The sequence below is a fragment of the Pectobacterium actinidiae genome, from assembly GCF_000803315.1.
In the GTDB taxonomy this organism is placed as follows: Bacteria; Pseudomonadota; Gammaproteobacteria; order Enterobacterales; family Enterobacteriaceae; genus Pectobacterium; species Pectobacterium actinidiae.
The window spans coordinates 341254-354797 of sequence record NZ_JRMH01000001.1 but is presented as its reverse complement, the minus strand read 5'-3'; the positions used below and the strand labels follow the sequence as shown (position 1 = coordinate 354797).

8 protein-coding genes are annotated in these 13544 nt (G+C 46.2%); 2 read left to right on the top strand and 6 right to left on the bottom strand.

The window, feature by feature from the left end:
- Nucleotides 1–685 precede the first annotated feature (685 nt).
- Together KKH3_RS01470 and KKH3_RS01465 are read right to left on the bottom strand one after the other, a co-directional pair.
- The gene (locus KKH3_RS01470; protein ID WP_039355185.1) at nt 686–907 is read right to left on the bottom strand and encodes a helix-turn-helix domain-containing protein; all 222 of its coding nucleotides are present in this window, start codon (nt 905–907) and stop codon (nt 686–688) included.
- On the bottom strand, nt 904–1365 hold the full coding sequence (locus tag KKH3_RS01465) for a hypothetical protein (protein WP_039355183.1): 462 nt from the start codon (nt 1363–1365) through the stop codon (nt 904–906). Before KKH3_RS01465 ends, KKH3_RS01470 begins: the two co-directional genes overlap by 4 nt.
- A gap of 376 nt (nt 1366–1741) precedes the next feature.
- Here KKH3_RS01465 and KKH3_RS01460 point away from each other — a divergent pair, with 376 nt between their 5' ends.
- Entirely contained in the window at nt 1742–2884 is a 1143-nt protein-coding gene (locus tag KKH3_RS01460; protein ID WP_039355179.1) for an XRE family transcriptional regulator, read from the top strand.
- Nucleotides 2881–3372, top strand: a complete 492-nt coding sequence (locus tag KKH3_RS01455; protein WP_039355177.1) for a DUF4411 family protein — start codon at nt 2881–2883, stop codon at nt 3370–3372. Before KKH3_RS01460 ends, KKH3_RS01455 begins: the two co-directional genes overlap by 4 nt.
- A 55-nt stretch (nt 3373–3427) precedes the next feature.
- Here the strand turns inward: KKH3_RS01455 and druE are convergent, their stop codons facing one another.
- The 4 genes from druE to KKH3_RS01435 are packed head-to-tail and all read right to left on the bottom strand — an operon-like array spanning nt 3428 to nt 13536.
- Complete coding sequence (druE, locus tag KKH3_RS01450) at nt 3428–8938, bottom strand: Druantia anti-phage system protein DruE (protein WP_039355174.1); 5511 nt, start codon at nt 8936–8938, stop codon at nt 3428–3430.
- Complete coding sequence (locus KKH3_RS01445; RefSeq protein WP_234991482.1) at nt 8935–10008, bottom strand: hypothetical protein; 1074 nt, start codon at nt 10006–10008, stop codon at nt 8935–8937. The genes druE and KKH3_RS01445 overlap by 4 nt, the downstream gene beginning before the upstream one ends.
- Nucleotides 9989–11872, bottom strand: a complete 1884-nt coding sequence (locus tag KKH3_RS01440; protein ID WP_039355169.1) for a hypothetical protein — start codon at nt 11870–11872, stop codon at nt 9989–9991. Before KKH3_RS01440 ends, KKH3_RS01445 begins: the two co-directional genes overlap by 20 nt.
- A gap of 11 nt (nt 11873–11883) precedes the next feature.
- Entirely contained in the window at nt 11884–13536 is a 1653-nt protein-coding gene (locus tag KKH3_RS01435; RefSeq protein ID WP_039355166.1) for a competence protein CoiA family protein, read from the bottom strand.
- Nucleotides 13537–13544: the final 8 nt, after the last annotated feature.

Sequence of the window (13544 nt, the reverse complement as noted above, 5' to 3'; positions counted from 1 at the left end):
GGGGCTGCGAACGATACCTGAGCGCCGGGGCGGCAGCCGTTGAGGTATTGCGGGGCTTCGGTGGTGCTCTCTGAGCAGCCGCCCGCTTGCGCGGGTTATCCCCCGGATCGTCCTGATCCCCCTCCGGTATCGGTTCAAGTTCTCCTGTGAGTGAAAGTGGGTTGAATTAAGGTGTCAGAATCCCGCCGTGCGTTGGCGCAGTTGAATTCTCTGGTGCAGTCAAAAGGCGCTGGTGCGTCACTTTCCCGCTTTGCGCGGTTAAAGTGACGCACTGGACTGGCGCAGTGATTGAGAATTGAAATTCTGGTGCAAGATAGCGGTCACGCGGCAGCAAAGCCTTACGGCAATGCAGGCCGTTGCCCGTCACGTTTATAGGCTGGTGCAGAAGTGAAGGATGACCTTAACCGTCTGTTAGACGGTCCGGCAGTTTGCAAAGGTAGCCGCCGGTAAGGGATTGACCATCCTGATTCATCAGGCGCTTCTCTCAGGTCATAAAGCATTTTGTGCAGGTGCAAACTTACACCCGTGGCAACAAGGCAGAAAGGGAAAACTGTTTTTTGCTTTTATAGAGTTGTTTGTTGATTTTTTCGTCATTTTATGAATGACAAGCTGCCGCGCTTCGCTTGCCTTCTCCCGTCCCGTTATCCGCGTTCGCCGATAACGGGACGGGAGAGATTGTTTTACTTTAGTGCTCCTCTGGCTTGCGGTAACGGGAAGGCCAGATTTCCGCAGGCGAAACGCCCAACGCTTCCGCAATCAGCCGTTCTCCCTTGGGCCAGTGTTTTGTCAGCGCATTCGCCAGCGTGGAAGAAGCCAGCCCTGCGTTACGCGAAACCGCCGCCAGTGTTGTTCCCCGTTTTTTCAACGCCGCAATAATATCGGCGGGATGCCAATCCTGTTGGTTCATGCCGCCTCCTCATCAATACACTTCACGCCGTCAGCGGTACGTATCCAGCGCGGGGCTTTCAGTTCAGCGGCAAAGTAATCAACCAGTTCCGCCAGAAGCCAGCGCAATTGTTCTTCCGCTTGTGGCGGAAACATCCGGCAAAGCAGAAGCTGAGTCAGGGTAAAACAGTAATCGCAAAGCGTATCCGAATCGGGGGCAAAACGGGGAGAATTTGTGGGCAAGGTATCAACGGTCAGGCTGTCTATCAGGTGAGTTGGAATGGGATCGCGTAGGCCCGGTTTCAGCAGCGCAAGAGCGGCTGCAAGCCGACCGCAGAGAGCCATCTTCAGTACAGGATCGTAGCTTTCCGCCTGAGTATCTGCGCACTTTTCACAATGGTCGGCCAGTAGGATGAAATCCGTGGCGGCGCTGAAAGGAACGCTAAGTAACGGGTGAGTCTGGTTGAGGGTTGTAGCCATAGTGGCAGCCTCCAGTGAGAAGTTAACTTATAACCACCACCAGAGGTTCCAATCTCAGGGTGGTGGACTGAACGGGGTTGGAACTACCGGCCTCACTGAAACCGGCGCACCTTGCGGTGCCCCCGCCCAGCCCACCATAATTTGGGTGTAGCTAAACGCGCGACATAAAAAAAGACGCGTTGGCGTCTCGTCGCCAGTGAGGTTCATCGGGGTTCCAATCCCGGCACCTGATTTTGCAGGTACGGGTAAAAGATACCGCGACAGGGAATGAACGGCAAGGAGTTTGTCAAGTAAAGAAACCAACATGCACTAAAACAATGGGTTTTAAGCGGACTATTCATTTATAATGACAGAGAAAATCACCAGGAATCGTGTTATGGCCACTGCAAACATCAACACAGCAATGCTGACCTGGGCGCGTGAGCGTTCTGGTTATTCTGTGTCTGAATTTGCCCATAAGCTTATGATCGCTGAAGACCGTCTGCTGAAGTGGGAGTCCGGCAAGCAAGCGCTAACATTTAATCAGGCCATGCAGTTCGCTGATAAGACCCACGTCCCTTTTGGCTATCTGTTCTTATTAAAGCCTCCCGTTGAAACGCTTCCGATCCCCGATTTAAGAACGCTTGAGGGTAAACCGGTCAGTCAGCCCAGTGCCGAACTGCTGGATTTAGTTAAACTCATGCTTCAGCGTCAGGAATGGTACAGGGAGTATCTGAAACAACAACTGGCAGAGCCTAATCCCTTTGTCGGGCGTTTTTCTGCCCGTACTGATGTCAACATTCTTGTTGAAGATATCAGAGAGGCACTCGGGATTAGCCTGTATCCCGAACGCGGCAACAGTGATGATTACTATCGGGATCTGGTTAACCGCATTGAATCCCTCGGTATTTTAGTCATGCGGCAGGCGAACCTGGGCCACTTCACTCGTCCTCTTCTGGTTGAAGAATTTCGCGGCTTCGCCATTACCGATGAGTATGCGCCAGTTATTTTCATCAATCATGCTGACGCCCCCGGCGCTCGCTTATTTACCCTAATCCATGAGCTGTGCCATATATGGATTGGGCAGTCCGGTATCTCTGATGGTGATAGCCGCACTTCCCGCAAAGAAGAAGTTTTATGTAACGCGGTCGCGGCTGAATTATTGGTTCCTGCTGAAGAGTTCAGCCACCTCTGGCAACGAGATCTTGAGTTGTGGCAGGAAAACCTCCTTCATTTGGAACTGCATTTCCGGGTCAGTCGTTGGGTGCTGGCACGCCGTGCGTTGACTCTGGGATTTATTCAGTATGACGACTACGATCACTTTATTGCTGAGTTAAAAGCCGCATGGCTGGAGCGTGAAAAAAACGACGGTGGCCCTGGCTATTACCGGACGAAAAAAGCTCAAATCAGTTTACCTTTTTCCCGTGCGGTGGTTGGGCAAGCGCTGAGCGGCCAGCTTTTACTCCGTGAGGCAAGTACGCTTCTTGATGGTATGAAACCAGCTAAAATTCCTGTTTTCGCGAAGGAACTTGGTGTATGAGATATCTGCTGGATGCAAATACTTATATTCAGGCCAAAAATCAGTATTACGGAATGGATATATGTCCCGCTTACTGGGACTGGCTCGATCTTCAGTTTCAACAGGGTACAATTGCCAGTGTGGATATGATTGGCCGTGAACTGAAAGACGGCAATGACGAGCTGGCGGAATGGGCAAAAGCACGCCCGGCTCATTTCATAAGCAATGATGATGCCCACACTCAGCAGATTTTCACTGAGGTTGTTCAAGCCGTCATGACGGGCGATTACAACGCTGGTAATCGTGATAACTTTTTAGCAAAAGCCGATCCGTGGATCATCGCCAAAGCAAAATCCATCGGAGCCGTTGTTGTTACACATGAATCATTTGTCGCACTCAATACTAAAAAAGTTAAAGTTCCGAATATTTGCCAGCAGTTTGGCGTGCCTTGTATAAATACTTTCCAGTTTTTGCGTGAGTTAAACGCGCGGTTTGTTTTGAGTTCCTGAATTAAATAATTTCGCCAGGTGTCACTGAATATTCAGCGACACCTCTATGTCATCTTTATCGTAAGAGATTCCTGACCTTCTGGTGCGCTTCGGGAAGATTAGAACGAAGAAGGTACTCATTCAGCGCCAGATATTCTCCGACATTTCTCGCCTTACAGACGTCGTGCATGAAGTCAGGCCGATCGATAAGACCTGGATAGCATCCAAGTGTAACAGAGTGACCATTTAACCCGACAATCATTGGCGCTTCTTGTGTGCCGCCCTCTGAACTTTGGAAACCATCCAGCTCCAGACTAGCCCGTAATTGCGACAGTTTATCTACCTGTACAGCGGGGGAAGAACAGCATGGCACTTCACCATACATAGCATAACGAAGTAAAGATGCACCTAATTTCCTGTCAAGACGGCTTTGGATATGTTGATTATGGAAATGATTGAGACAATCAGTACAGGACGTATCGCACTCACAGCCTTCCAGTAATTCAAGCGTTGCTGTAAGAATATCATCCAGATTAGTGGCAGCAACTTCAGCGTAACCAGCACCACCGGATAAAGTATCATACAGGAACAGATCCAATGTCTGAGCGTCTTCCCCGATAGCGGGCAAGATCCTGAAACCAGAACCGAACTCGGCAGGATCAAGATCTAATTGTTTATGACGACTGGCGGCAAGCCGGAGTGCTTCAGCGATTGAATGTAATGCATCTTCATACATCCGTAGAACGACGGCATTTGAAGTATCAGTGACAAGCGGAGATGCGACTGTTAACCGTAGTAAGAGCAAATCTGTACGGAAATCATGCCCAAGAAAAACGCGTTTATATTCGCCGGAGCACAAGCGTGGTGTATCCTTGGTTGATATATATTTATAAGGTCTTTCATGCGCCCCCTTTGCAGGAGAGTAAGAATCAAAAACAAAGGCTGCACCACACTCAGTACATACTGAAAAACCACTGGATTGCCCCTCATTCTTACCCCGGTTGACCGTCACCAGTTTCTGATCTGTTGCGTGGGTAAAAAGAATGTGGGCTCCACCTGCTTTGAATTCAAAATCTTCAGGATCAACAGGTTGTGGATACTGAGCCACTGTTGCATAAGTAATTTCTTGTTCTCTATCGTCCTCATTAAGTTCTCTGGCATTTTCAGCCCCAAATACCTCGGGCTGAATCATTATTTCTTCTTTCAGCATGCCACCACAAATGGGACAAATACTGTCGTCACTCTGATATTTATGAGGATCGCGAACAAAAGAACACTTATCACAATGAACAAATTTTTTAGGATTATTGAAAAGCACTCTGGCCCGGTTAATTTCTCCTTTCAATGCATTGGAAAAAACACCACCTGAGCGATAGGTTTTCCTGTCAATAACAATCAATCGCCCTGGGGCATATTCACTGAGAGCCTGAGAAATTGACTGTTGAGGTTGTTGTACCGTGCGTACCTCAAAAGTACCTCTGGAATTTCGCTCGACTTTTTCAACCAAGAAGCTACAGAGACTGGTAGGGAATGCATAACTCGGCAACAGACCATGATAAAACAAGAATTCGAGCAACTCCTCCTGTTCAAATTTTGCCCCAATAATGTTCTCATCATCGCTCTCGTCTTCTTCACCTGCAAAAACGACAGGCAGTGGAACATTTTCAGCCAGATTGTGGAGTCTATTTAAAAACTCTTCTGCTACCTTAGCAAACCAGTCACCAGGTGTAAGGCCGCCAGTCTCAAGAACAGAAGGAAGCCATGCCGCAACACTCGTTCTCAGATCACCATTGGTGGACAAAACACGGTCTGTCACCCAGTAATTGAAACCCTCCAGGTTGAGACCTGTATCCTTTGCCCCATGAAAAAACTCTCGCGTTGTACCAAGCGCCTTTTCCAGCATGGATGTTTTTTCTCCGGAACTATACGCTCCCTGATCCATTAACTCGTGGAAAAAAGTCTGAACTAAAAATGAGTGTACGTGCCTTCTGGCTATTTTAGGGTTGTTTACCTTCACTTCTGGCGTTCGAGGGGGACCTGCGACAATACGTTCAGGATTAAGGAAATAATAACTGTCATGAGGGCCATTTTGAGAATATGTCACCACCGTTGAAACAGAAGCACCACGACGCCCCGCCCGCCCCGCTCGTTGCTGGTAATTTTCTCGTTGTGGCGGAACATTCCTTAATGCCACAGCAACCAGAGAGCCAATATCAACGCCCACCTCCATTGTCGTCGTACAGCTAAGCACGTCGATAGGTCTGTCAGTATCATTGATAAGGACATCCTGAAATCTCAGCTCGTAGAGTTCAGTAGTAGCATGAACACTGGCGCGATCTCTGTGCGATAGCTGGGCGGTATGCTCCTCAACGCTAAGGTTCAGAAGTCGCGAATTTGAAACGAACGCCTCTTCTACCGGCGAACGCCAAAATCCTTTTCGGGCATTAATATAACTGCTTTCCGACGGATCGACAGTTTTGACATTGTTGCTACCACAAACAAGACAAATGGAATGTTCTAAAGCAAATGGCATAAGCGCCGTACAGTCAGGACATTGTTTCCAGATATGCAAAAGATTGACGTGCAGGCGAAGTGAGTTGGGAGAAAGAAACTTCGCTCCATCTTTCCCTGATGTCAGTTGAGTACGGAAGATATCCTCCAGGGCCTCAACTGAAAATTCCCCCATCCCGGGATGAAGCATAAGTGCTTTTCTAAGGGCCTTTCCAAACTGCCCTTTGCTGCCCCAGTTTGGTTTGTAAAAACCAGCCGCTTTACTCCGTAATGTCGAACCAATAGACTCATCGAAAGCAAATTCAGTGAGTAAGGTATCAATCCAGGCAACAGCCAGCGCATGAACATCTTTGCTCTCAATATTGATCTTCTTAGCCTGAACAGCCTCCCACAATTTTTTTCTTTTAAGCGGTGATGGCTCAACAAAACCTATAGTCGTTCCCGAAAGAGAATAGTAGTTACTGCATAAAAGCTTAAGCAACGCCATCTTGTATCGGGACGGTGGTTCCTGAGGACTGAAATTATCATCAAAAGCTTGCTCCAGATCGCTGTCACAATCGCGATCAAACTCTTCACGAGCTGTTATAACTCTCCTGGAATCTTCACCATCAAAAATCAGCAGATCGTGCTCAGAAAGGACTGACAGAAAAGCGAGGTAAAGAACCGCCGTTGGTCGTGGGTCCCGAGTGATCTTTTCCAGTTTAGAACAAGCAAGGGCTATGGACTGGCGAAACAGATCAAGCTCTATGTCTCTGGGAATATCACGGGCAAGCCTGGCTGCTTTTTGTCGGCCATCCGAGAAAATAAGGACTTTTTTACCGCCATTGGGGTGTCTGACATCAGTTGAACGACTAGCAGGCTGACGAGACATTTGCGTGCGGACTAAAGTGGTGAAAGGTGCTTCGCCTTTAGTCACATGATCCATGATCTTGGAAGGCTCATCCTGATCGTTTCTTGTCCTGCGCATACAGACAGGACACTCATCGAATGTAATTTCCGAATCCGATTTAACCCTGTCAGGTATAAAAACTTTACGATATCCAGAATCATCCTCAGGACACTGTTTAAAAAGACGTCCAGTTGTAATATGTAGCCATCGGTCTTGATAATCGCTATGTGGATGAGGAGTTTCTTCAACTAATATTTCTACAGGAACAAGATCAATATTCCCTCCCTCTGATAGTGGCCCATTAGGTTGGTGCCAGACAAAATCCATTTCCGAACTGACATATCCACGAATAAAGGCTGCACCGCAGTCACGATGGGTGAGTAATTCATAGACTCGCCCTTTTGATGCACATGTACAGTGATCTAATGGTTTCGTATGCAGGCGGCCAAGAATGGTTGGCCCACTGTGATTGCCTAGCCGTTGATTGCACTCAGGATCTATACAGGCATATAGCCCAGGGAGTCCCCGGTGAAAAAGATGCATACGGGTTGGAATTAGCACTCTGTTATCTGAATTTCGCTGAGCATAGCATCCCAATGCAAGTAGTGAGTCAGTCGCTCGCACCGCGATTTCCTGAGGGGAGTTTGGAAAAAGTTTTTTACTTAGAACATCCAACCTCACCGCCTTACCTGAAACTATTTCAATGAGCGTTTCAAGAGGCCCAAAACCAGTAAGGTTATCAAATAACCAATGACGTAGTGCGCTACGATTTTTTATTGTCGGCTTTTGCCAGCCAATTCGTGCAGCGAGAGTATCTATTGCCACAAACGCGGATTCCAGATCATCAGCTACACACTGAAATGAATTCAGATCGAAATCCGCCAGTGCTTCGGCCTCTCTATTGGTAACAACTCGTGAGAGAGGGCGTGATTCCCGTGTACCTTCAATTATGCGAAATTTCCGTGGCGATGTTTCGGACAAACCCGTTAGGTCCCGGGCAAAACGCTCGCCATCCGCAACGGAACCAAGGCTCGCACTGGTCAGAATACAACGCATGCGTTCCCGGGGAATATCCAGACGGGCACAAAGACGACGAATGAGAAGCGCTACCTCTGCTCCTCCGGCTCCTCTGTACATATGCGCTTCATCAAGTACAAGAATAAGCTCATTTCGGGAGTCAGCCCTGAGCCAATCTTTGGTCTGTTCGAAAATATTACGCTCAATAGGCCGCATCAGCATATATTCAAGCATTGAGTAGTTCGTTATCAGCAGTTCTGGACAGCTATGCTGGATCTCATGCCGAGTCATCAGTTCACGATCCTCTGCCTGTGTAACTAACCTTTCCCCCCAATTGTTCGCAACAAATTGCTTTCCCACTTTTTTACCTGATATGTAGGTTTTAGTCTGGGATGCGCCTTGTCCGTAAAAGGCATCGAGATCTTTGCTTGGCCAGCGGCCAATACGCTCAAGTTCTGTCCGTACGGAATCATTATCTGCAAGCTTGCTATAAAATTCATCGAAAAGAGGCTTGATGAATTGCTCGTCTCGTTTTGAACTTCGGCGGCCAGGATAAGGAGTCCTTCCCGTATAACCACCAAAGCGTACAGGAGAATATCTTCCAGCCATCAGTACTTTAGATGCCTCAGAATCACCGAAAAGACGCCTGATACGAGCCAGTTGATCGTTCACCAACGCATTCATTGGATATAATAATATTGCCCTGCAACCCGGAAGGGATGCAGATTCAGGCCTCTCGGCGGCTTCAATCGCCAAATTGCCAATAATTGGCATCAGAAAGCTTTCCGTCTTACCGGAACCCGTGCCTGTAGCAATGACCAGATCAGAGGCTTCATCCCCAAGAAATGACGCAAGTGCCTGTGACTGGTGTTCATAGGGGAGCGGATAAAGACCAACCCCCATTTCTGATAGCTGAGCCAGTACATTACTTGCCGCTTTGGGAATAGGCAGTTCACTGTACGGTATCCCTGGCTCATAGACTGGTGTTGCTTCTATATAAGGAATTTGTGCAATAGTTTCGGCTTGCTGCAATAACGCGCGGCGTTCGTCTATCAACCCTTCATCACGGATATGATACTGCGCCTCAATATATTGCCTCAGGTTATCAGCCAGACTTTTCGCTGTTTCATGTATACCCGAACGCTCAGATACCTTATTTTTATTAATCATATTTCATGCCGTCGCGTAGATTCATTAATTAAAATAATACCGAGTCCCTCAAAAGCACAACGTACTATTGGTAATACTTCTTCAGGGAATACATGATGCGTTATCCATGAGTGCTCGCCTTCAGGGCCTGAGTCTCGCCAGCCGAGCAAAAGTGCCTTAGATTCTCTTCCTGGTAGTCGTCGAGCTAATCGTAGTCTTGCTAACCCATGAGATATTTTAATTTTAACTTTCAATGGACAATTTTCTTTTATATCAAGATAGAAGCGTAGCCTTCTGACATCATCAGAAGATTCAATGGAACTCATTTTCCATAGACGCCCCGCGACAAATTCACCCAAAAAATAGGAAAAACCAGTGCTAATAAACGTTCTACATAAGAGGATCTTCTTTTCATGGGAAAGTAGCTCTGGCAAGGGGATCCATTTACCTCGCACATATGCTGTGGCTTCTCCAACATCATTAGGCGCATCGGTAAACCGGGATATGGTTTTATCCAATAACTTTAATGACCATATTTCATTACCTTCTACCGGAGCACCGATCCACTCATTTGCATCCCATAGTTCCGCCATGCCTTCGCAAACCTCTTGCTCAACCAGGCGAACCCTGCTAACAGCTCTTGTAACCATACCTGTTGAAAGCGCATATGTAGGATCCCCTCCAAGTAAGATTGCCATCTTATTATTAGTCCGTACCGCATGCAGAGGTGCCGTCAGCCACTTACCACCCTGTAACCTAATCACGTCGCCCAATTCAGCCAGGCTGTCCAGTATCGCCATAATGCCCGGGTGTATAGCATCGCCAGTATCTGTAATGTCTGGCCATAAAGGCGATAGCTTACGTCTTACCGCACTGGTGAGTCGAAGTGAGGCTACAGCTTGCCTGGCCTCCTTGATATCGGATACAGAATATTGATGCAGCACACTCCGTAAGCACTCAGATACAGTTGAAATTCTCACCCCCTCGCCAGAGAACCGGCAATTTATCGCAGCCGAAACTATTTCCAGAGATTTCTCGCGTGACACGGCTCTCCATTCCATTATATCCCCCTCAAGCTGATATTTTTTCACTATGCTCTTTTAATTCACGAGCGGCAATGTCAGCGATTTCATTAACGGGACCACCTTTAATTCTGGCCCAGGGGAGAGTATAAAAAGACAAGACTGAATGAAGATCATAAATATGATTTCCATCAGGCATCTTCATAAGAGACGAGTAAAAATGATTGACCATCCTTCGCCACAAATTACCACCATTAAATCCAGTTTCATCCAGCAGATCTCTCAACTCATCCATATATTCACCAGCGCCATCAGATTTGAGTCCTTCAATTTCATCCCATTTATCCTTTGCAAGACCGCCGGAATTTAGCCCAGGTAACCTAGCAGATATACCTCGCGTTTTTAGGGTATCTGTATCAATAACCGGACCTAATTCAGCTAACGTTCCACCATCAGGAAATACAGCAGGCCCATGCTTCCAGGTCGCAATTAATGCAAGATGATCGTAACTTGTTGGATATAATTGACGCTGGACGACAATATCTCTGATTGCAGTTCCATAAATTTCAAATGCTGAAAGGTTAGCACCTTTCAATACTAGGCAACGAGATGAATCAGCTGTAGACTCAATAAAATCAAACGCGGCCGTATCTGAAATAAGGCCTACCGGAATTCTCCACTCATGATAAGTTGGAGCACCTACAGCAGTTGCAATCGCGTCTGCTACAATATCGGCCAGAGAACCACAGAACTGAACTATCTGCCCTGAAATAAATGCCGCCAATGTTAATCGAGCCACAGTAAAAGAGGAACCTTTAATCAAACCAACAGCCTGAAGGTTTGATGCAATCATATTAAATGCGCAGTCATACGATAAAATATTTCCATATGGTTCCGGTAATTTATTTTCGTAAAATTTAACGCATTGATTCATTACTGAGTCAGAACCATTCTTAGATATATTTTTCTCAAGATAGTCGATTCTTTCAGAAAGGTCTCTATAACTATTTTCGCTACCTGAATCAGTCAATTTATTTTCTTTTTCACAAAGAGTATTGAATGAGGTTTGTAATTCGGAAATTTCCTCAGTCATGTTATTCAGTACTTTTTCACGTAACGAAAGTTCGCCTACAGCTAATGAGTAAGAATCTATTTTTGAATCAATGCTTTCTATAGTACAACTAATCTCTTTATTAAAAGCATAGAGTTCTTCAATAGCCTTCATTATGGTATCAGAACGTTTAGTTTGCACATTTAGTAAGTTTTGTATCTCAGTAATTATTTTTAGATTATGGCTGATATCTCTAACGGATTTTTTTAACTCTGAGGCAAACGAACCTGTTGTAGATTCAAGACGTTTAATACTGTTAGCACTATCCTTCACCATCATTTCAGCGAAATCAATACGCTCTTCAAGTTCATCCAAACGAATGGGAAGGGTATCAACTAGATTGTCACGAGCAAGAACAGTCGCTGGACGAAAAAGCCCAAATGCTGCCGTAATATTCGAATCGTCAACAAAACCGCTAAAAATAAACAAACGTTCAATATCTTCTCTCGCCACTTTAGGGAAAGAGTCTGCAAGTTCCCTAATGAAAGTTAAGCCGGAGTTAGCAGTTGGCTCTAAGTCATCATACATCGGGAATGGTTTACCAATGTGCTCTTCAGCCCAAAATTTCCAAAAAAGAGAAAAGCTTTTCCATGCATAGATTTCCTCAGGGGAGGAATGCGTCTGGAACATATATCCTATGAGTCGTTTCTGTTTCTCTTTGAGCTCTGCTGGACTCCCGACTCTGAATCCCTGAACTTTAGGCATGAGAGTGTAGACTTTACGGCGAAGAACTGGGGAAACTTCCCCGATAAAGTCAATAACTGCTGATTGACCTAACTTAGAGATCCGTTCCTTTGCTTCTTGGCTGTAGTGGTAACTCATGAGAAGGCACCTTATCTCAAGCGGTTAAATTCAAACCCACTGGTAATAACTTCCTTTACCAATGCGCGGTAATGGGGTAACAGGTGCGGTTCTGGCTGTAAGTTGGCCAATGCCTCAATTAATGAAGAATCATCACTATTTACAGTAAAATCGGGGGTTACAAGACGCATCTGAAGTATGAAACTGAATAGTCGATAACGCAGGACTGGAGATAATTTTTTATTTGTCCCGACGGTTGAGGCTAACCGGGAAAAGCCAGAGAGAGATAATCTCCCCAGCCCACCAAATTCTATTTCCAGATAACATTCTGTATCTGCCAGATAAAGAGCCAATTTGGATAAAGCATCCGCGTGTAGTAAGCACATATTTTTGTCATGGGGGGCAACACTATTACCCGAAAAAAGCTTAATGTTATTATTTTCGGTGAGCCCCTCTATTTTTGCTATCCCTTCCACCCCAGGCGGCATTGACAGGTATTCTAATTTATATCCCAACAGTCTGGCTTCAGTTGTGACAACAGCACATCTACGCTGATGTAACGAAACAATCTCTTGTTCTCCTTTTTGTTTGGTAAAAACCAAATCCACTGATGGATATTTATTAAAACATTCAACATGGGAAGAGAAGGCAAGAAATATTTTTACATCCAGGTCGCTAGCGCAAGACACTCCCACTAACTCACTGTCACCAGGATTAAGAGTAAAGAATGCAGGTGATTTTTCTACTCCAACCGCAGAGAGAATTGAGGAGGCACCTTGTGCGTGCATAGTCGGCCCATCCTCTCGCGATGTCGTTAAAACCCTGTTCGCAGACAACAATACTGTATTCGAATGAAAACATTCGATCTGATTAACACTTGTGTTTTGAGTTAAGAATGGCCAAATCGCAGTAACAGAAGATCTGGCAGGAACGACAGGGAGGGATGTGAAACATTTGAGCCACGCAATATTCTCCTGAGAAAGAATTTCAGGAATTGTTACAAGGGCCAAATTCCATCCCTGCCTGCTAACCAGTCTTTCGACTTCCAGTTCATCAGGGAAATCAGGTTGTGCAGGCTGCTGCCAAAGAAAGGCGAAGGTATCGGTGTATCTTAATTCCTGCGCCAGCGGAAATCCTCCAGATGTACCACGACCTAAAGCGGTGAACACAGCGGCCCCTACTGAAGGCAGCCCCTGACACTCCATTTCCACTTGAGCAACAAACTCAGGGTCTGGCTCACCAGAAAAGGAAATAATACGATAAGGCCGCACTGAAAGCTCAGCACCAATCTGGCGACGCTTTACCATACTCATCATATCAAGCGTTTGGCTTCTCCCCCCCACATCCAGAGAGATCCTAGCTCGGCATAAATTACATGTGGGTAATGCCAGTTCTAATGACCATCTCTGGTTCTCTCTTCCGGTTGAGATCAACAAGCGTAACTCCATACGCCGCTTTACAGTAACGTTGAGCTTTTCTTTTACTGGCAACGAAGAATGACCTAGAATAAAATTCTCACATTCAAGCGTGCCATATCCAGGCAAATGAGCAAAATAAGGGACTCTTACCTTCCCCCGTCGGAGGATGACGCCTTTTTTACAAACCGGACACGTATATTGACCATATTTCGATGCTCGGATGGCCAATACTAATATCCCAGTTATTTTATTAATGGCGTAGTCCAATCAACCCC